This is a genomic window from Mycobacterium sp. HM-7 (assembly GCF_053852335.1).
This window is the reverse complement of sequence record NZ_CM132657.1, coordinates 566,316-584,655: the sequence shown is the minus strand read 5'-3', so window position 1 is coordinate 584,655 and position 18,340 is coordinate 566,316. Positions and strand designations below refer to the sequence as shown.

19 protein-coding genes are annotated in these 18,340 nt (G+C 66.9%); 10 read left to right on the top strand and 9 right to left on the bottom strand.

Annotated elements, in window-relative coordinates; genetic code table 11:
• Positions 1-206: 206 nt before the first annotated feature.
• Complete coding sequence (locus ACWW1C_RS02690; protein ID WP_455982002.1) at positions 207-1,073, top strand: cyclopropane mycolic acid synthase family methyltransferase; 867 nt, start codon at positions 207-209, stop codon at positions 1,071-1,073.
• An 8-nt stretch (positions 1,074-1,081) separates the two neighbouring features.
• Here the strand turns inward: ACWW1C_RS02690 and ACWW1C_RS02685 are convergent, their stop codons facing one another.
• From ACWW1C_RS02685 to ACWW1C_RS02675, 3 genes are read right to left on the bottom strand one after another with little or no spacing between them, the layout of a single operon-like run.
• Positions 1,082-2,299, bottom strand: coding sequence for a cytochrome P450 (locus ACWW1C_RS02685; protein WP_455982001.1), 1,218 nt, complete (start codon positions 2,297-2,299; stop codon positions 1,082-1,084).
• Complete coding sequence (gene purB / locus ACWW1C_RS02680; protein ID WP_455982000.1) at positions 2,296-3,714, bottom strand: adenylosuccinate lyase; 1,419 nt, start codon at positions 3,712-3,714, stop codon at positions 2,296-2,298. Before purB ends, ACWW1C_RS02685 begins: the two co-directional genes overlap by 4 nt.
• 24 nt (positions 3,715-3,738) lie before the next feature.
• The gene (locus ACWW1C_RS02675; RefSeq protein ID WP_166428169.1) at positions 3,739-4,353 is read right to left on the bottom strand and encodes a TetR/AcrR family transcriptional regulator; all 615 of its coding nucleotides are present in this window, start codon (positions 4,351-4,353) and stop codon (positions 3,739-3,741) included.
• A gap of 96 nt (positions 4,354-4,449) precedes the next feature.
• On the opposite strand from ACWW1C_RS02675, the gene ACWW1C_RS02670 reads away from it, so the two are divergent.
• Entirely contained in the window at positions 4,450-5,346 is an 897-nt protein-coding gene (locus ACWW1C_RS02670; RefSeq protein ID WP_455981999.1) for an alpha/beta hydrolase, read from the top strand.
• Between the two features lie 15 nt (positions 5,347-5,361).
• On the opposite strand, the gene purD is transcribed toward ACWW1C_RS02670, so the two are convergent.
• A complete protein-coding gene (gene purD, locus ACWW1C_RS02665; RefSeq protein WP_455981998.1) occupies positions 5,362-6,630 on the bottom strand; it encodes a phosphoribosylamine--glycine ligase in 1,269 nt (422 codons plus the stop codon).
• Between the two features lie 72 nt (positions 6,631-6,702).
• On the opposite strand from purD, the gene ACWW1C_RS02660 reads away from it, so the two are divergent.
• On the top strand, positions 6,703-7,194 hold the full coding sequence (locus ACWW1C_RS02660) for an EspA/EspE family type VII secretion system effector (RefSeq protein ID WP_455981997.1): 492 nt from the start codon (positions 6,703-6,705) through the stop codon (positions 7,192-7,194).
• A 4-nt stretch (positions 7,195-7,198) separates the two neighbouring features.
• Here ACWW1C_RS02660 and ACWW1C_RS02655 read toward each other — a convergent pair whose 3' ends face one another.
• Genes ACWW1C_RS02655 through ACWW1C_RS02635 form a run of 5 tightly spaced genes read right to left on the bottom strand, consistent with a single transcriptional unit; the run spans position 7,199 to position 11,985 of the window.
• The gene (locus tag ACWW1C_RS02655) at positions 7,199-8,425 is read right to left on the bottom strand and encodes a hypothetical protein (protein WP_455981996.1); all 1,227 of its coding nucleotides are present in this window, start codon (positions 8,423-8,425) and stop codon (positions 7,199-7,201) included.
• A complete protein-coding gene (locus ACWW1C_RS02650) occupies positions 8,415-8,858 on the bottom strand; it encodes a carboxymuconolactone decarboxylase family protein (protein WP_455981995.1) in 444 nt (147 codons plus the stop codon). Before ACWW1C_RS02650 ends, ACWW1C_RS02655 begins: the two co-directional genes overlap by 11 nt.
• Positions 8,858-9,712: an NAD(P)-dependent oxidoreductase gene (locus ACWW1C_RS02645; RefSeq protein WP_455981994.1), complete on the bottom strand. Its 855-nt coding sequence runs from the start codon at positions 9,710-9,712 to the stop codon at positions 8,858-8,860. Before ACWW1C_RS02645 ends, ACWW1C_RS02650 begins: the two co-directional genes overlap by 1 nt.
• Positions 9,709-10,464 carry an SDR family oxidoreductase gene (locus ACWW1C_RS02640; RefSeq protein ID WP_455981993.1) on the bottom strand — a complete coding sequence of 252 codons (756 nt, stop codon included), beginning with the start codon at positions 10,462-10,464 and terminating at the stop codon, positions 9,709-9,711. Before ACWW1C_RS02640 ends, ACWW1C_RS02645 begins: the two co-directional genes overlap by 4 nt.
• A gap of 51 nt (positions 10,465-10,515) precedes the next feature.
• Positions 10,516-11,985 (bottom strand): aldehyde dehydrogenase, encoded by a 1,470-nt coding sequence (locus ACWW1C_RS02635; RefSeq protein ID WP_455981992.1) that lies wholly within the window; start codon positions 11,983-11,985, stop codon positions 10,516-10,518.
• A 210-nt stretch (positions 11,986-12,195) separates the two neighbouring features.
• On the opposite strand from ACWW1C_RS02635, the gene ACWW1C_RS02630 reads away from it, so the two are divergent.
• The 7 genes from ACWW1C_RS02630 (at position 12,196) to ACWW1C_RS02600 (ending at position 18,271) form a co-directional block, all read left to right on the top strand.
• The gene (locus ACWW1C_RS02630; protein WP_455981991.1) at positions 12,196-12,801 is read left to right on the top strand and encodes a TetR/AcrR family transcriptional regulator; all 606 of its coding nucleotides are present in this window, start codon (positions 12,196-12,198) and stop codon (positions 12,799-12,801) included.
• Between the two features lie 20 nt (positions 12,802-12,821).
• Complete coding sequence (locus ACWW1C_RS02625) at positions 12,822-14,054, top strand: cytochrome P450 (RefSeq protein WP_455981990.1); 1,233 nt, start codon at positions 12,822-12,824, stop codon at positions 14,052-14,054.
• Between the two features lie 27 nt (positions 14,055-14,081).
• Entirely contained in the window at positions 14,082-14,909 is an 828-nt protein-coding gene (locus tag ACWW1C_RS02620) for an SDR family oxidoreductase (RefSeq protein WP_455981989.1), read from the top strand.
• Positions 14,906-16,258 carry a cytochrome P450 gene (locus tag ACWW1C_RS02615; protein ID WP_455981988.1) on the top strand — a complete coding sequence of 451 codons (1,353 nt, stop codon included), beginning with the start codon at positions 14,906-14,908 and terminating at the stop codon, positions 16,256-16,258. The genes ACWW1C_RS02620 and ACWW1C_RS02615 overlap by 4 nt, the downstream gene beginning before the upstream one ends.
• Positions 16,259-16,261: 3 nt before the next feature.
• On the top strand, positions 16,262-16,468 hold the full coding sequence (locus tag ACWW1C_RS02610) for a ferredoxin (RefSeq protein WP_455981987.1): 207 nt from the start codon (positions 16,262-16,264) through the stop codon (positions 16,466-16,468).
• A gap of 17 nt (positions 16,469-16,485) precedes the next feature.
• The gene (locus tag ACWW1C_RS02605; protein ID WP_455981986.1) at positions 16,486-17,049 is read left to right on the top strand and encodes a nuclear transport factor 2 family protein; all 564 of its coding nucleotides are present in this window, start codon (positions 16,486-16,488) and stop codon (positions 17,047-17,049) included.
• 91 nt (positions 17,050-17,140) lie between these two features.
• Positions 17,141-18,271 carry an NDMA-dependent alcohol dehydrogenase gene (locus ACWW1C_RS02600; RefSeq protein WP_043390316.1) on the top strand — a complete coding sequence of 377 codons (1,131 nt, stop codon included), beginning with the start codon at positions 17,141-17,143 and terminating at the stop codon, positions 18,269-18,271.
• The last annotated feature ends 69 nt before the right edge of the window (positions 18,272-18,340 follow it).

Here is an 18,340-nt window from a genome sequence, read left to right as displayed (position 1 = left end):
ATCGCGCATCCTCCTGACCGACCTCCGACCTCTCGGGGGTCTTCGTGTATTGGCTCGAGGAATTCGTAGCCCGAAGGCGCGCGGATGGGTGCAACGGTCGACCCGTCGGCGCCCGCGTGGCCGACCCATCCGGCGCGTGCCCCACTGCGAATCCCTGACACCATTCGCGGCGCCCGCGGTGGCCATTCGCTCGAGAAGGCAACACCATGGCAGAAAAGCTGACCGCTCACACCGCGGATACCCAAGCGCACCAACCCATCTCGGACGACTTCTTCGCGTTGTTTCTCGACCCCAGCAGGACGTACAGCTGCGCCTATTTCGAGCACGACGGCATGACTCTGGAGCAAGCCCAGATGGCGAAGATCGATTTGGCACTCGGGCAACTGGGTCTCGCGCCCGGGATGACGCTGCTCGACATCGGCTGCGGGTGGGGCGCGGCGATGCGCCGCGCGATCGAGAACTACGGCGTCGACGTCGTCGGACTCACCCTGTCCAAGAGCCAGGCTGACCACGTCGAGCAGCTGCTGGACGGGACGGCGACCACACATTCCCGACGGGTCCTGCAGGCAGGCTGGGAACAGTTCGATGAACCCGTCGATCGCATCGTGTCCATCGGCGCCTTCGAGTATTTCGGCCGTGACCGTTACCCGGCATTCTTTCGAATGGCATATGACGTCCTTCCGCCCGACGGCGTCATGGTCCTGCACACGATCTGCGGCATCGACCCGCGCTACTCAGACCTGCCCCCGACCCTCGAACTGGCCCGGTTCATGAAATTCATCAGCAACGAGATCATCCCCGGCGGCGGCTTGCCGTCGGCCGCGATGGTGCGTCAACATTCGGCAGCGGCGGGGTTCCGCGTAACGCGGGTCCAGTCTCTTCAGCCGCACTACGCCCGGACCGTGGACCGGTGGGCCGAAGCGCTGGAGGCGCACCGCGAAGAAGCCATCGCAACGGCATCGGTCGAGGTCTACGACCGCTACATGAGGTACCTGACGGGCTGTGCCGCGATGTTCCGCCGCCGCCAGATGGACGTCAACCAATTCACTCTGGCGAAGTTGCCGGATCGTTGATCCAGGGGCTAGCTGATGCTGACCATCAGGTGCCGCAACCCGGTGTGCCGGTTGCTGCGGGTCCATTCCGGCGGCTGGACAACCTTGATGTCGGGGAACCGGTTCAGCAGCTCCTCGAACAGGACCCGCAGTTCGAGGCGGGCCAGGTTGGCACCCAGGCAGTAGTGCAGTCCCTGCCCGAAGCCCAAGTGCGGGTTGGGTTTCCGCGTCACGTCGAATTCGTCGGCGCGATCGAACACCAATGAATCACGGTTTGCCGACCCTTCCCAGACGACCACCTTCTGCCCCGCTTCGATGGTGCATCCACCGAGTTCGACGGTGCGGGTGGCGGTGCGCCGCTTCGATGGCGAGGGGGAGGTCCAGCGCACCATTTCCTCGATCGCCGAGGGCAACAGCGACAGGTCTGACCGCAGCAAGGCCAGCTGAGATGGGTTCTCGCACAACGCCAACAGCCCGCCGGCCACCGAGTTGCGAGTGGTCTCGGCGCCCGCGCTGAACAACAGATTGAAGAACAGGTATACCTCCAGGTCTGACACGCCTTCGGCGTTGGCCACCACCGACAGCATGTCGTCGGTGGGCCGGGCCCGCTTGGACGCGATCAACTCCATGCCGAAGTTGTACATCCGCGAGCCGGCTTCCTCGACGGACAACCGGGTGATGGCGGCCTTGCGCGACCCACCGAAATCGAAGCTCGGCTCGATGGCCTCGAACAGCCAATGCCGTTGCGACTCAGGGATACCCATGAGGATGCAGATCATCTGCATGGGCAGCTCGGCGGCGATGTCGACGAGGAAATCAAAAGGCTGCGACGGCACGATCTCGTCCAGCAGCGCGTGGGTGCGCACGCGCAGGTCGTCCTCGACCCGCGCGATCATCCGCGGCGTCAGCCCCGACGACACCAGTCGCCGGATCTCCGCGTGCCGTGGGTCGTCCATCATGTTCAGCACCTGCCCGGCGATGGACAGGTCCTGGATGAGAGTGCCACCGAACGGCCGCGAACCGCCCGTCACCGATGAGTACGTCACCGGATCACGCAGCACCGCAAGGGTTTCCGCGTGGGTGGCGACGGACCAGAAGCCCTCGCCATCGGGGGTGTTCTCGGTCGGCTCGTGCCAGTACACCGGGGCTTCCGCGCGGTGCCGCGCGAACAGGTCATGGGGGAAGCCCGACGCGAAGTTGTCGAGGTCGGTCAGGTCGACCCCGGCCAGACTTCCCGCCAAGGTCACAGGATGGCGCCCGAGGTGTACTTGGCCGCCTCCGGGTACTGCGCGACCAGGCGGTCCACCGCAGCGACGACGGCGTCGACCTGGTCGCCCGCCGCGCCACTGAAAGCCTGCTTGTCAGCCAGCGCCGCGTCGAGCTCGACGCGGTCCAGCGGCAGCCGCGGATCGGCAGCCAACCGGTCCAGAAGGTCGGGCTCCAAACCCTTTTCGCGCATTGCCAGTGCCACGGCGACGGCGTGCTCCTTGATCACCTCATGCGCGGTCTCGCGGCCGACGCCGGCGCGCACCGCGGCCATCAGGATGCGGGTGGTCGCCAGGAACGGCAGGTAGCGGTCGAGCTCGCGCTGGATCACCGCCGGGTAGGCACCGAACTCGTCGAGCACGGTCAGGAACGTCTCGGTCTGGCCGTCGATCGCGAAGAACGCATCGGGCAGCGCGACGCGGCGCACCACCGAGCAGAAGACGTCGCCCTCATTCCATTGCGCGCCGGCCAGTTCCGCGGCCATGGAGCCGTAGCCGCGCAGGACGACCTGCAGGCCGTTGACGCGTTCACACGACCGGGTGTTCATCTTGTGCGGCATGGCCGACGAACCGACCTGCCCGGGCGCGAAGCCCTCGGTGGCCAGTTCGTGGCCGGCCATCAGCCGGATGGTGTGCGCGAACGACGACGGGCCGGCGCCCAGCTGCACCAGCGCGGACAGCACGTCATGGTCCAGGGACCGCGGGTAAACCTGCCCCACGGACGTGAAAACCTCGGTGAATCCCAGGAATTCGGCGACCCGGCGCTCCAGGTCGGCCAGCCGCGAACCATCCCCGCCGAACAGGTCAAGCATGTCCTGCGCCGTCCCCATCGGGCCCTTGATGCCGCGCAGCGGGTACCGGTCGATCAGCTCACGCAGCCGGGTCAGCGCGATCAGCGTCTCCTCGGCGGCCGAGGCGAACCGCTTGCCCAGGGTGGTGGCCTGCGCCGCCACGTTGTGCGAGCGACCGGCCATCACCAGGTCGCGGTACAGCGCGGCGCGCTCGGCCAACCGGGCCACCACCGCGACGCCGTGCGAGAACACCAGCTCCAGCGACTGCCGGATCTGCAGCTGCTCGACGTTCTCGGTGAGGTCGCGGCTCGTCATGCCCTTGTGCACGTGCTCATGGCCGGCCAGCGCGTTGAACTCCTCGATGCGCGCCTTGACGTCGTGCCGGGTGACGCGCTCGCGCGCCGCGATGGAGCCGAGGTCGACCTGCTCCAGCACGCGCTCGTAGTCGGCCAGCACTCCGTCGGGCACCGACACGCCCAGCTCGGACTGCGCACGCAGCACGGCCAGCCACAGCCGGCGTTCGGCGACGATCTTGTTCTCCGGGGACCAGATGGCCACCATCTCGTCGCTGGCGTAACGATTGGCCAGCACGTTGGGGATGCTCACGGGGCTACAGCCTACTAAGCCCGCTTACAGGGCGACCCGGCGTTCTTGGTCGAAGGGCGCCAAGACATCGATGACGTCGACGAGGGTCGCTCGTGCCGTCGCCCGCGGGCCGTCACCGTCGCTGACCATCGACGCCACAACTGCCCCGTCCACCGCGCAGACCAGGGCCGTGAGCAGTTCGGCCCGCACCGAGCGGCCCGACCGTTCCACCACCTCGATAACGGCGTCGGAGCGCTGCTTGAGGATGCGCCGCTGCACGTCCCGCAGTCCGGGCTGACGGGCGCAGGCGATGTACCGCTCGTAGCGGGAAATCAACTGGTCGGACGCCCGGTTACCGTCGCCGACCAGCAGATCGACCAGCAGATCCGCCGTCGCGTCCGCGCCGCGGCGGCGCCGCGACAGCGCCGAGACCCGCATGCGCAGCTGCTGAGATTCGGATTCTCCGACGTGCTCGACCGCCTTTTCGATGAGGTCGTCGAGGGACGAGAAATAGTACGTGGTGGAGGCCAGCGGCAGCCCGGCCCGTTGCGCCACGGCGCGGTGCCGGACGGCGTCGAAGCCGCCCTCACACAGCAGCTCGGCGGCCGCGCTGACCAGCGCATACCGCCGCCGTTCCCCCTTTGGGGTCACTGCTGTCATCACCCCGTAAATGCTGCCAGTAATGGTCACGCGGCGATCACGATTTCACGTAATCCATTAGGCATTACTCAGGAATGAGGGGCCGCGGCCGATGGCATGATGGCGGCCATGGCAGAGCTGAGCCGACGCGCCGTCCTCCGACTCGGAGCGGGCGCCGCCGCAGGGGCCGCCGGCGCGTTCGCGCTGGGGTCGACGTTCAACCGCCCGACGGTCACCGCGACCCCGGTGACGATGACGAGCGTGGGGGTGCCCCTCGCACCGCCCCCGGCCGTCGCGGAGCCGGCGCCCACATACGTGACCGGTTCGTTCGTGTCGCAGGCCCGCGGGGGCGTCTCGACGAACTGGGCCATCGCGCGGCCGCCGGGCCAGACCACGCCGCTGCGCACCGTGATCGCGCTGCACGGCAAAGGCAGCGACGCCGCGACCGTGATGGCCGGCGGCGTCGAACAGGGGCTGGCCCAGGCCGTGGCGGCGGGTCTGCCGCCCTTCGCTGTGGTGGCCGTCGACGGTGGTGGCGGCTACTGGCACAAGCGGGCATCCGGCGAGGATTCGGGCGCGATGGTGCTCGACGAGCTGATCCCCATGCTGGCCGGCCAGGGCCTCGACACGTCACGGGTCGGTTTCCTGGGCTGGTCGATGGGCGGCTATGGCGCGCTGCTGCTGGGTGCCCGGCTGGGCGCGGCCCGTACTGCGGCGATCTGCGCCGTCAGCCCGGCGCTGTGGACGTCATCGGGCGGAACGGCTCCGGGTGCCTTCGACGGCGCGGCTGATTACGCCGCCAACTCGGTGTGGGGGCTGCCCGGGCTTGCGGGCATTCCGATCCGGATCGACTGCGGTGACAGCGACCCGTTCTACTCGGCGACCAAGCAGTTCATCGCCCAACTGCCGAACGGTGCGGCCGGCGGCTTCTCCCCCGGCGGGCACGACGGGTCGTTCTGGAGTTCGCAGCTGCCGGCCGAGATTTCCTGGCTGGCCCCGCTCCTGGTCACTTGACCCGGCCGAGCAGAGCTAGAGCGAGATGCGGCCCTCAGCCGCGGCGAGGCCGATGTCGGTGCGGAAATGGCTGCCCGGCAGGCGAACTGACTCGATGATCCGGTAGGCCTCCGCGCGTGCGGCCGCGAGGTCCGCGCCGGTGCCGACCACCGACAGCACGCGGCCACCGGAGGAGACGACGCTGCCGTCGTCCCGGCGGGTGGTGCCCGCGTGCAGCACGCCGGCGGTCTCGGACCCGGTGATCACGTCCCCGACGCGGGGGCGTCCCGGGTAGTTCTCGGCGGCGACGACGACCGTCACTGCCGATCCGTCCTGCCACTGCAGCGCACCGAGGGAGTCCAGCGTGCCGGTGGCGGCGGCATTGAGCAGTGTGCCCAGCGGGGTCTCGAGCAGTGCCAGCACCGCCTGGGTCTCGGGATCGCCGAAGCGACAGTTGAATTCGACGACGGCCGGCCCCTGCGAGGTGATGGCCAGGCCGGCGTACAGCAGCCCCGAGAAGGAGCTGTCACGCCGAACCAGTTCAGCGGCAACGGGTTTGACGACCTCGTCGACGATCTGGTCGACGACGGCGGCGGGCAGCCACGGCAGCGGTGTGTACGCGCCCATGCCGCCGGTGTTGGGCCCGGTGTCGTTGTCGCCGACGCGCTTGAAGTCCTGAGCGGGCAGCAGCGGCACGACGGTCTCGCCGTCGACGACGCAGAACAGCGACACCTCGGGGCCGTCGAGGAACGACTCGAGCAGCACGGGGTGGCCGGACTCCAATAGTTCGGCGGCGTGAGCCCGGGCGGCGTCGCGGTCGGCGGAGACGACGACGCCCTTGCCCGCGGCCAGACCGTCGTCCTTGACGACCCAGGCCCGCTGGCCGGCGGGCGGGCCGAAGCGGTCCAGTGCGGCGTCGAGGCGGGCGGGGTTGTCGACGATCTCGCTCGTCGCGGTGCGGACACCGGCGGCCGCCATGACGTCCTTGGCGAAGGCCTTGGAGCCCTCGATGCGGGCGGCATCCTTACTTGGACCGAAGGTTGCGATGCCGGCCGCACGCAGCGCGTCGGCCACCCCGAGCACCAGCGGCACCTCGGGTCCGATCACGACCAGGTCGGCCGTCAGCTTCTTGGCCAGCGCGACGACCTCGTCGGCGGCGGTGATGTCGACGTCGTGCTGCTCGGCGACGGCGGAGGTACCGGCATTGCCGGGAGCGACGGCCAGATGGTCCACCTGGGGGTCGCGGCTCAGGGCGAGCAGCAGGGCATGTTCACGGGCTCCGGAGCCGATCACGAGGACGCGCACAGCCACACCCTAGTAGCTGGTCGGCTCGTCCTAAACTGGGCAGGCCCGACGCACGCGAGGAGGTCCGCACCGGTGGAGCCGCTGGATGCCTTCCTGCTGATGTGGGCGCGGGCGCGCGCCACCTTCGGCGAGGGCGTTCCGCACGACCGCACCGAGTTCGACAAGAGCGCGCAGCTGCGCGGGCTGCAGGACCAGGTAATGGCCGCGGGTCCCGGGTCGCACTGGACCGGCGCAGCGGCCGACAGCTACGCCGACGCCAACGACAAGCACGCCCAGGCCCTCGGCCGGTTGGCCGATCTCGACAAGCGCCTCGGCGACGAGCTCGAGCGGTCCGCCGGCGTGGTCAATGGCGGACGACGCGAACTCGACGCACTCAAGCACTGGGTGACCGACCTCGCCGACGAGGCCAAGAAGACGCCGACCGCCGCCGCCGACCACGCGCTGTGGTCGGCGATCGGCAAGGCCAGCGGCGACGTCGCCGACATCATCCAGCGCTCCCACACCGACTTGTCGGGAGTCGCCGGGCGGATCCAGAGTCTCGACAGCGAGTTCGACGACTTCTGAGCCGCTACACCACCGTCAACGGCAGGGACTTGCGTTCCTCGAATACCCACGCCGCCCCGCTGCTGACCTTGCACACCGAGACCTCACCGAGTTCCTTTGCCGGGGTGTCGGTTTCGATGAAGCGAACGGTCCAGTCGGTGTCGTCGCCGGACACCTCGGCCCGCAGCAACGGGTTGACGGCCGTCGCGATGGCCTGCAGCGGCAGCTCGGATTCCGGGGAGACCAGCGTGATCCAGGCGCCGTCCTTGTGAGCGGGTGACGGGTGCACATGCGCCGCTTCGCCCGAAACATCAACGGAGACATACGCGGCCGGGTTGAGGAGCGGATGCAGTTCCAGCACCCGCAGCGCGCCGGCAGTGTCGTTCGACAATCCCAGCACCTGCTGGATGCGGCCGGCCGCGACCCCGGAGATACCGATCAGCGACTTCGTCCGGATCGACCGCTCCTTCTCCACATCGCCGCTGCAGCGCGCCCGGACGGCCAGTGCGAACGACAGCACCAGCAGGTGCATCTGCAGACACACCTCGTCCGCGATGCGCACCAGCGCCGAATGCGAGAACGCCGAGAAGTCGACATCGCTCACCAGCGGGCCGGAGTAGTCGGCCTGGCCCTCGTCCGCGGGATCGATCTCGTCGAGCTCACACCTGTAGGCATTGGTCGCGCCGATGATGTCGAGCTGCGGGATGAACCCGACCTCCGGGTGGGACTCGTCGATGGTGACGGTCCACGCGCAGGCCGGGGTGCGGCCCGCCGGCACCCGTGGCGGCCGGTGGATGGGCCGCACCTGGCAGCGCCGGTTGGTGGCCAGCGCCGTCGCGTCGAACGTGGGGTCCTCGATGTCGTGGCACATGCCGCGCACGTAGTCGGGGCCCATCGGTTCGACGTCCATGAGCGCGCCGCAGTGGTCCAGATGGAACTCGCCGTGCCAGCGGTCATGCACGGTGTACCGGAAATCCATGAACTGCGGCGGCGCACCGATATCGAGCTGCAGCCCCTTGAAGATCGTGATGACGTCCACGCCTTCGTATTTCAGCGCCTTCTGCATCCGCTTGGTGTAGAGCGGGCTGGACCCGGCCCACTCCTCGATGGCGACCTGTAGCATCTCCTCACGACCGAATTCGACGATGCACCAAGCCATTCCGGCGCGGTCGATGAGCTGGCCGATCAGCAGCAGTTCCGGCACCAACGCCGCGAGCTGTGCCCGCGACAGCGACGCGTACCTACTTGTCATCGAGCTCGCTCCCGGTGTTCATCTTGACCGCGGCGTTCACGTTGGCCTTGCGGTCCTCGGCCACGCCCTTCTCGGCCGCCTTGCGTCGCCTGGCCACCACCTTGGATACGGCGCCGTTGAACGCCGAACCGAGGGGGAAGCCGAGGTACTGGGTCAGGAAGATTCCGATGTCCTTGAGCTCGGCCTCGGTGAACTCCTCGTTGAGCAACGCGGCGTTGATCTGAATCTCGGCCAGATCTTGCGAGCCGACGGCCGTGACGCACGTGAACGTCATCAGGCGCTTCTCTCGCATGGACAGTCCGGGCTTGCTCCAGATGGTGCCGAACAGGTGGTCCACGGTGAGGTCGAAGTACGGGTCGCCCTCGATGTTGGGCATCTCCCAGCCGTAGACCTCGTTCATCTTCGCCAGGCCCCTGGCACGCAACTCGTCCATCAATTCTCCTTGGCATGAGGTACGCCGAGGCCATCGGCGAGGTTGGCCAGCGCCAGCTCGGCAAGCGGAAGGTCCACTCCCACAGCAGAACCCAGACCGAGGGCCAGCGTCAGATCTTTCTCCGCCAGCCCACGGGTGTGGACGAACATGTTGTAGAGGAAGTGGTCGGGCGCCAGCGGTTTGGTGTCGTCGCGCGCCATGATCGCGCCGGGTCCGCCGGACTGCGCGTCACTGTGCCGCACCACGCGACCCAGCTTCTGCAGGTCGATGCCCGACGCCTCTGCCAGCTTTTGCGCCTCACACGCGGCGGCGAAACCGATGAAGGTCAGCATGTTCCGGGCCAGCTTCATCCGGGTGCCGGCGCCGGGCTCGCCGGCGCGCACCACCAACGAAGCCCACTGCTTGAAGACGGGCTTGACCTTGTCGTACGCCTCGTCGTCAGCGCCGACCATGACGGCCAGTTCGCCTTTGCTCGCCGCTCCGGCGCCACCACTCACCGGAGCGTCGACGACGTGAATTCCCTTGGGCCGCAACTGCTCGGACAGCTCGACGGCCGTCGTCGGCTCGATCGTGGAATGGATCGCGATCACCGTGCCCGGTTCGGCATGTGCAGCCAGTTGTGCCACGACGTCGCGGACCTGCTCGTCGTTGAGCACAGTCACGCTGATGACGTCGGCCTTGGCGACGTCCGCGACGCTGCCGGCCACGGTGGCGCCGAGTTCGGCGAACGGCGCCATGGCCTCCGCTCGCATGTCGAAAACGATGAGCCCGCCGGGCCATTCGGCCAGCCGCTTGGCCATCGGCGCGCCCTGGTTGCCGAGCCCGATGTAGCCGAGTTTCACATCAGAACTCATGACCGGATGATCTGTCCGCCGTCGACGTTGAAGATCTGCCCGGTGATCCAGCTGGCCTCGTCGGACAGCAGGAACAGGCACATACCGGCGAGATCCTCAGGGGTGCCCATGCGCGCCAGCGGCAGGGTCTGCACGATCTGCTTGACGATGGCCTGTGGCGTGGTGCTGCGGTTGGCCTCGGTGTCGATGGGTCCGGGCGCGATCGCGTTGATGCGGATGTTGCGCCACCCCAATTCGCGGGACAGCTGCTGCGTCAAACCGTTGATACCGACCTTCGCCAGACCGTAGAAGTTCGCGTAAACCCATGCCGCGGTAGAGGACTGGTTGACAATGGCGCCACCGCCGCGCTTCTCCATGTGCGGGAAAACCGCCCGGCTACAGATCAGCGCCCCGTCGAGGTTCACGCTCATGAACTTGCGGTAGTAGTCCCAGTCCACGGTGAGCAGACCGTCGAGCTTCATCCCGCCGAAGATCGCGGCGTTGTTCACCAGATAGTCGATACCGCCGAACTCGGCGACGGCCTGGGCGGCCATGTCGTTTGCCGAATCGAGGTCCGAGACGTCGACCCGAACGGCCAGCGCCTTACCCCCCTCGGCCTTGATGCCGGCCGCCACCTTCTCGGCGCCTTCGACGTTGATGTCGGCGACGACGACGGCGGCGCCTTCCCGGGCCAGTGCCTCGGCGTAGACCTGACCGATGCCACCACCGGCCCCGGTCACGATCGCGACCTTGTTCTCGAACCTGCTGCTCATGATTACCTTTCGTCTAAGTTCTTGTCAGCCAGAAGTTCTCGCCCGCCGGACCTATGTGGCCAGCGTGGCGATGCATTTGGTCTCCAGGTACTCCTCGAACCCGGCGAGGCCCATCTCGCGCCCGTTGCCGGACTGCTTGTAGCCGCCGAACGGCGCATCGGCGGAGTACCAGACACCGCCGTTGACGTTGACGGTGCCGACGCGTAGCCGCGCCGCGACGCCGGCCGCCCGCTGTGGGTCGGCCGAGAACACCGTGCCCGACAGACCGTACGGCGAGTCGTTGGCGATACGGACGGCGTCGTCGTCGCCGTCGTGGGCGATGACGGTGAGGACCGGGCCGAAGATCTCCTCGCGGGCGACTCGGGCCGAATTATCAAGTCCGGCAATGACGGTCGGCTCGATGAAGAACCCCGTGTCTCGGTCCGCCGGACGTCCGCCGCCACAGGCGAACGTGCCACCCTCGGCGATGGCGAGATCGAGATAGCTCTGCACGCGGTCCCGCTGACGGGCCGAGATCACCGGGCCGCAGACGGTTCGCGGGCTCGATGGATCACCGGGCTTGATGCCGCCCATCGTGCCGGCCGCGGCCGCGACGGCCTCGTCGTAACGGGTCCGCGGCACCACGAGGCGGGTGGTGATCGCGCAGCCCTGGCCGGCGTGCATAGACGCCGTGAACGCGGCCATGGCGCAGGCGCCGGCGACATCGGCGTCGTCGAGGACCAGGAACGCCGACTTGCCACCGAGTTCCAGGAACACTTTCTTGATGGTCTCGGCAGCGTCGGTCATCACGGCACGTCCGGTGACGGTCGAGCCGGTGAACGAAACCATGTCCACGTCAGCGTGTTTCGACAGCATGGCGCCGACGCCGTGGTCACGGGAGGTGACGATGTTGATGGCGCCCGCCGGGAAGTCGGTGTGCGCGGTGATCAGTTCGCCGAGCACCGCGGCGGCCCACGGGGTGTCGGGCGCCGGCTTGAGGACCAGGGTGTTGCCCGCTGCCAGCGCCGGCCCGACTTTCGCCAGGTTGATCTGGTGCGGGAAATTCCACGGCGTGATGGCGCCGACGACACCGATGGCCTCGCGCGCGATGGTCCGGTTGGTCGGAATGCCCTGCGGCGTGGCATGTCCCAGATCGGTGGTCCACTGGTAGCCCTCCGCGGTGTCGGCGGCGAAGCTCAAATCTTCGATCGGGCCGTCCAAATGCGCTCCGGCGGTGAGCATCCGGGGTGCACCGACCTCCGAGATGGTCAGCTCGCGCAGCTCGTCAGCGTGGTCGCGCATGGCCTGCTGCAGTTGCCGCAGGCAGCGCACCCGCAGTTCGACATTGGTGGACCAGTCGGTCTCGTCGAATGCCCGCCGGGCAGCGTCGACGGCGTCGGCCATGTCCCCCACCGTGGCGTCGGCCGCCACCCCGAGCACTTCCTCGGTGGCGGGATTGACGGTCGGGAACGTGCCACGGGAACCCGGCACCAGTTTCCCGTCGATGAGAAGGCGACTTTCACGATCAGCCAGCAAGGCCATCTGCACTCCTGCCCACTGGACGAAGTCCAGCAATGCGATTTTAGTTGGACAACTGTCCGACAACGTTCAGTCGAACCATAGCGTCAGCCGCCGTCGACTAGCAAGGGTCGAACCAGAATCGGACGCGAAACCAGTCGCATATAGCCGATTTACCTGCATATTCATGCCGACATCTTGCTTCCGCCGCACGCCATCGGCTAACTTGGACATGTGTCCAGCGATGTAGTGGCCGCCGTCACCAGTACCGGCCAAGAAGTGGACGACCAGCCGCGCAATCGCCGCCAGGAAGAAACCTTTCAGAAGGTTCTTGCCGCCGGCCGCGAGATGTTGCGGGAGTCGTCCTACGCCGACCTGACGGTGCGGGCGGTGGCGGCGCGGGCCAAGGTCGCGCCGGCTACCGCCTACACCTACTTCTCGTCAAAGAACCACCTCATCGCCGAGGTGTACCTGGACATGGTTCGGCAGGTGCCGTACTTCACCGACGTGAATCAGTCGATGGCCAGCCGTGTCGAACAAGCGCTGCGCAGCCTGGCCCTTGTCGTCGCCGACGAGCCCGGAGTGGCGGCCGCCTGCACGACGGCGCTGCTGTCCGGAGACGACGAGACCGTCCGCAAGGTGCGCGACCGCATCGGTGGCGAAATCCACAAGCGCATCCGCTCGGCCGTCGGCCCCGATGCCGACCCGCGCCTGCTGTCGGCGCTGGAGATGACGTACTTCGGCGCGCTCGTCAACGCCGGCAGCGGCGCCTACACCTATCACCAGATCGCGGACCGACTGTCGTATGTCGTCGGGCTCATTGTCGGAGACAATCAATAACCCAAGGTGGGCAACAACGCATGACAGCCAACACATCCCCGTCGCTTCGCTCGCCCGGGGAAGTCGAATTACTGATCGACCCCTACAGCTACGACTTCCACGAGGATCCGTATCCGTACTACCGGCGGCTGCGGGACGAGGCGCCGATCTACCGGAACGACAAGCTCAACTTCTGGGCACTGTCCCGGCACGAGGACGTGCTGCGCGGTTTCCGGAACAGCACCGCCCTGTCCAACAAGCACGGCGTCGCGCTGGACCCGATCTCACGCAACGACGAGGCACACCGCGTGATGTCGTTTCTCGCCCTTGATGATCCAGCACATCTACGGCTGCGCACGCTGGTCTCCAAGGGTTTCACGCCGAGGCGCATCCGCGAGCTGGAAGGCCGCGTGACCGAGATCGCCGTCCAGCATTTGGATGCAGCACTGGAACATTCAGAAAGCTTCGACTACGTCGACGACTTCGCGGGCAAGCTGCCCATGGACGTCATCAGCGAGCTGATGGGCGTCCCTCAGGTGGACCGCGTCCGCATCCGCGCGCTGGCCGACGGGGTGATGCACCGCGAGGACGGCGTGTCCGACGTCCCGACGTCGGCCATCGCCGCATCGGGTGAGCTGTTGATGTACTACGCCGACATGGTCAAGCAGCGCCGCAAGTCTCAGTCCGACGACCTCACCTCGGCACTGGTGGAAGCCGAGATCGACGGCGACAAACTCACCGACGACGAGATCATGGCGTTCCTGTTCCTGATGGTGGTCGCCGGCAACGAGACCACGACGAAACTGCTTGCCAATGCGGCGTATTGGGGCCACAAAAACCCCGACCAACTGGCCCCGATCTTCGATGACCACGAACTGATCGCACCGTGGATCGAGGAGACGCTGCGCTACGACACCTCGAGCCAACTCCTGGCCCGGGCGGTCGTCGAGGACCTCGAGTTCTACGGCACCACCGTCCCCGCCGGCGAGGTCGTGATCCTGCTGGCCGGCTCGGCCAATCGCGACGAGCGGGTGTTCGAGGCGCCCGACGAGTACCGCATCGGACGCGACATCGGTTCGAAGCTCGTGAGTTTCGGCAGCGGCGCCCACTTCTGCCTGGGCGCGCACCTGGCCCGCATGGAAGCCCGGGTCGCCCTGACCGAATTGTTCAAACGTATCCGCGGCTACGAGGTGGACGAGGACAACTCCGTCCGAGTCCATTCCAGTTCAGTACGTGGATTCGCGCATCTGCCCATCGCGGTGTCCCACCGCTGAAACCCATCACAGATTAAGGCACGCTAAATGGCCCGTTTTGAACCGCACCCCACCCGCAGGCCCGCCATCGTGGCCGGCGCCTCCTCGGGCATCGGCGCCGCGACGGCGACCGCGCTCGCGGCCCACGGCTTCCCGGTTGCCCTGGGCGCCCGCCGGGTGGAGAAATGTCAGGAACTCGTCGACCAGATCAAAGCCGAAGGCGGAGAAGCGATTGCGCTGCCGCTGGACGTCACCGACACGGCATCGGTCGAGAACTTCGTCGCCAAGGCGACAGCGGCGCTCGGCGACATCGAGGTCCTGGTCACCGGCGCCGGCGACACCAACTTCGGCCGGCTGCACGAGATGAGCACCGACGACTTCGCTCAGCAGCTGCAAATTCACCTGGTCGGCGCCAACCGGATGGCCCGCGCCGTCCTCGACGGCATGGTGGAGCGCCGGCGCGGCGACCTGATCTTCGTCGGCTCGGACGTGGCGCTGCGGCAACGTCCGCACATGGGCGCCTACGGTGCCGCGAAGGCCGGTCTGGTGGCGATGGTGACCAACCTGCAGATGGAACTGGAAGGCACCGGGGTACGCGCCTCGGTGGTGCATCCCGGCCCGACCATGACGTCGATGGGCTGGAGCCTGCCTGCCGAGAAAATCGGCCCGGCCCTCGAGGATTGGGCCAAATGGGGCCAGGCCCGCCACAGCTACTTCCTGCGCGCCGCCGACCTGGCCCGCGCCATCACGTTCGTCGCCGAGACCCCGCGCGGCGGCTTCATCGCCAACATGGAGCTTCAGCCCGAAGCCCCGCTGGCCGAAGCCAAGGAACGCCAGTCGCTCGCCCTGGGAGAAGAAGGGATGCCCAACTCATGACGATCACCACTGAGGTACAACGGGTTTCGGGTGGCGCGGAGGAGCACGGCCACCTGGAGGAGTTCCGCACCGACCCGATCGGCCTGATGCAGCGCGTGCGCGACGAATGCGGCGACGCCGGCATCTTCCAACTGGCCGACAAGCAGGTCGTACTGCTGACGGGCGCCGAGGCCAACGAATTCTTCTTCCGCTCCAGCGACAGCGAACTCAACCAGGCCGAGGCCTATCCGTTCATGACGCCGATCTTCGGCGAGGGCGTGGTGTTCGACGCCGATCCCGAGCGTCGAGCGGAGATGTTGCACAACACCGCGTTGCGCGGTGAGCAGATGAAGGGACACGCCGCCACCATCGAGCGCGAGGTGCGGCGGATGACCGAGAACTGGGGCGAATCAGGAGAAATCGATCTGCTGGAGTTCTTCTCCGAGCTCACCATCTACACGTCGACGGCCTGCCTGATCGGCCCGAAATTCCGCAACCAGCTCGACTCGCGGTTCGCGAACTACTACCACCTGCTCGAGCGCGGCACCGATCCGCTCTGCTACGTCGACCCGTACCTGCCCATCGAGAGCTTCCGGATCCGTGACGAGGCGCGGGCCAACCTGGTGGAGCTCGTGCAGGAGGTCATGACCGGGCGAATTGCCAACCCGCCCACCGACAAGAGCGATCGGGACCTGCTCGACGTCCTGGTGTCGATCAAGGACGAGGAGGGCAACCCGCGCTTCAGTGCCAACGAGGTCACCGGCATGTTCATCTCGCTGATGTTCGCCGGGCACCACACCAGCTCGGGCACGTCGTCCTGGACGCTGATCGAACTGCTGCGCCACCCCGACTTCTACGCCAAGGTCCAGCAGGAGCTCGACGACCTCTACTCGGACGGCCAGGAGGTGAGTTTCCATGCGCTGCGCCAGATTCCGAATCTGGACAACGCGCTCAAGGAAACCCTGCGCCTGCACCCGCCGCTGATCATCCTGATGCGTGTCGCGCAGGACGAGTTCGAGGTCGCCGGGCACCCCATCCACAAGGGCCAGATGGTGGCCACCTCGCCGGCGATCTCCAACCGGATTCCCGAGGATTTCCCGGACCCGGATGCCTTCAACCCCGACCGCTACGACAAGCCGCGTCAGGAAGACCTGCTCAACCGGTGGACCTGGATTCCGTTCGGCGCCGGTAAACACCGCTGTGTGGGTGCGGCGTTCGCGCAGATGCAGATCAAGGCCATCTTCTCGGTGCTGTTGCGCGAGTACGAGTTCGAGATGGCCCAGCCCGCCGAGAGCTACCGCAACGACCACTCGAAGATGGTCGTCCAGCTCGAGCGGCCTGCCAACGTGCGGTACCGGAAGCGCGGTTAGGCCATGGGCACCTACAAGATCGAGGTCGATCGCGATCTGTGCCAGGGCCACGCCATGTGTGCCCTGGAGGCGCCGGACTATTTCAACGTGCCCAAGCGCGGCACCGTCGAGATCCTCGACGAGAACCCGCCCGACGAGGCACGCGACGAGATCGAGCGCGCCGTGGCCGAGTGCCCTACCCAAGCCCTGTTCATTCGCGAAACCAGCTGAAAACAAAGGACAAGACAATGACGTCATTCCCCCGCGAACAACTCGAAGAATGGGTCGAGCGGTGGCTGCAGGTCAACCGGGACGCCGAGGCGGCCGGCGACTGGAAGCCCATGGCCGACTTCTACACCGACGACGCCACCTACGGCTGGAACATCGGCCCGAAGGAAGACGTGATGTGCCTCGGCAAGGCCGAAATCCGCGATATCGCTTTGGGTTTGGAGATGGAAGGCCTGGAAGGCTGGAAGTACCCGTATCAACGGGTGGTGATCGACGACAAGCAGGGTGAGGTCGTCGGCTTCTGGAAGCAGGTGGTGACGGATCCGGATGATCCGACCGCTCCGGGGCGGGAGATCTACGGCATCGGCGGCAGCTGGTTCCGGCTGGAGAACGTCGACGGCGAACCGAAGATCGCGTGGCAGCGCGATTTCTTCGACTTCGGCCACGTACAGAAGCTCTACCTCGACCTGATGACGGCCGGCAAGCTCTCCAAGGGCATGCAGCAGCGCATCCAGCGCAGCCTGGCCGGCGAGCAACTGCCGGGCTACTACCCCCTGGGCGAGGCCCCGGTACCGATCTGGTGAACCGGCCAAGCAGTTGATTGGGGGTGGGTGTGACGTATCTAACTATTCCCTCTAGTCTGAGTGAAACAGGTTCTAGTGGAAGGCACATGCGGTGAAGACAAAAGGTGCTCTCATCTGGGAGTTCAACAAGCCGTGGACGATCGAGGAGATCGAGATCGGCGACCCCGTCAAGGACGAGGTCAAGATCCAGATGGAAGCGTCGGGCATGTGCCACTCCGACCACCACCTGGTGACCGGCGACATCCCGATGGCGGGCTTCCCTGTCCTCGGCGGCCATGAGGGCGCCGGCATCGTGGTCGAGGTCGGCCCCGGCGTCGACCACATCGCCGTCGGCGACCACGTCGTGCTGTCTTTCATCCCGTCGTGTGGCGAATGTCCGTCCTGTCAGGCGGGCATGCGCAACCTGTGTGACCTGGGCATGTACCTGCTGACCGGCACCGCGGTCTCCGACGGCACCCACCGCGTGCACGCCGCCGACGGCACGCCGGTCCTCCCGATGACCCTCCTGGGCACGTTCAGCCCGTACATGGTGGTGCACAAGAGCTCGGTCGTGAAGATCGATCCCACCATCCCGTTCGAGGTGGCCTGCCTCGTCGGCTGCGGCGTCACCACCGGTTACGGCTCGGCGGTCCGCAGCGGTGACGTCCGCCCCGGCGACGACGTGTGCATCGTCGGTGTCGGTGGTGTCGGTACCGGCGCCCTGCAGGGTGCGCTGAACGCCGGCGCACGCAACGTCTTCGTCGTGGATCCTGTTGAGTTCAAACGCGACAACGCACTCAAGTTCGGCGCCACCCACGCCTACCCCGACATCTTCAGCGCCATGGCCGGTGTCGCCGAGGTCACCGAAGGCCGCATGGCCAGCAAGACCATCGTCACCGTCGGTGAGCTGCACGGTGAGGACATCGACAACTACCTGAACATCACCAGCAAGGGCGGCACCTGCGTGGTGACCGCGGTGGCGAACATGGCCAGCCTGGACGTGAAGCTGAACCTGTCGATGCTGACGCTGATGCAGAAGCGCCTGCAGGGCACCATCTTCGGTGGCGGCAACCCCCACCACGACATCCCGTCGCTGCTGGCCATGTACAAGGCCGGCCGCCTGAACCTCGACGACATGGTCACCCGGCAGTACAAGCTGGAGCAGATCAACGAGGGCTACCAGGACATGCTCGAAGGCCGCAACATCCGCGGCGTCATCCGGTACACCGACGCCGACCGCTGAGCGAGACGCGCCGGCCCGAAACGGCGCTTCGGCAGGGAAGGTTCGAGTAACCGCCTGCCGGGGCGCCGT

Bases quoted from the DNA above. Each gene is read 5' to 3' on its own strand.
- ACWW1C_RS02690 (WP_455982002.1), top strand. From the start codon at position 207: ATGGCAGAAAAGCTGACCGCTCACACCGCGGATACCCAAGCGCACCAA.
- ACWW1C_RS02675 (WP_166428169.1), bottom strand. From the start codon at position 4,353: ATGACAGCAGTGACCCCAAAGGGGGAACGGCGGCGGTATGCGCTGGTC.
- ACWW1C_RS02670 (WP_455981999.1), top strand. From the start codon at position 4,450: ATGATGGCGGCCATGGCAGAGCTGAGCCGACGCGCCGTCCTCCGACTC.
- ACWW1C_RS02655 (WP_455981996.1), bottom strand. From the start codon at position 8,425: ATGACAAGTAGGTACGCGTCGCTGTCGCGGGCACAGCTCGCGGCGTTG.
- ACWW1C_RS02650 (WP_455981995.1), bottom strand. From the start codon at position 8,858: ATGGACGAGTTGCGTGCCAGGGGCCTGGCGAAGATGAACGAGGTCTAC.
- ACWW1C_RS02645 (WP_455981994.1), bottom strand. From the start codon at position 9,712: ATGAGTTCTGATGTGAAACTCGGCTACATCGGGCTCGGCAACCAGGGC.
- ACWW1C_RS02640 (WP_455981993.1), bottom strand. From the start codon at position 10,464: ATGAGCAGCAGGTTCGAGAACAAGGTCGCGATCGTGACCGGGGCCGGT.
- ACWW1C_RS02635 (WP_455981992.1), bottom strand. From the start codon at position 11,985: ATGGCCTTGCTGGCTGATCGTGAAAGTCGCCTTCTCATCGACGGGAAA.
- ACWW1C_RS02625 (WP_455981990.1), top strand. From the start codon at position 12,822: ATGACAGCCAACACATCCCCGTCGCTTCGCTCGCCCGGGGAAGTCGAA.
- ACWW1C_RS02620 (WP_455981989.1), top strand. From the start codon at position 14,082: ATGGCCCGTTTTGAACCGCACCCCACCCGCAGGCCCGCCATCGTGGCC.
- ACWW1C_RS02615 (WP_455981988.1), top strand. From the start codon at position 14,906: ATGACGATCACCACTGAGGTACAACGGGTTTCGGGTGGCGCGGAGGAG.
- ACWW1C_RS02610 (WP_455981987.1), top strand. From the start codon at position 16,262: ATGGGCACCTACAAGATCGAGGTCGATCGCGATCTGTGCCAGGGCCAC.
- ACWW1C_RS02605 (WP_455981986.1), top strand. From the start codon at position 16,486: ATGACGTCATTCCCCCGCGAACAACTCGAAGAATGGGTCGAGCGGTGG.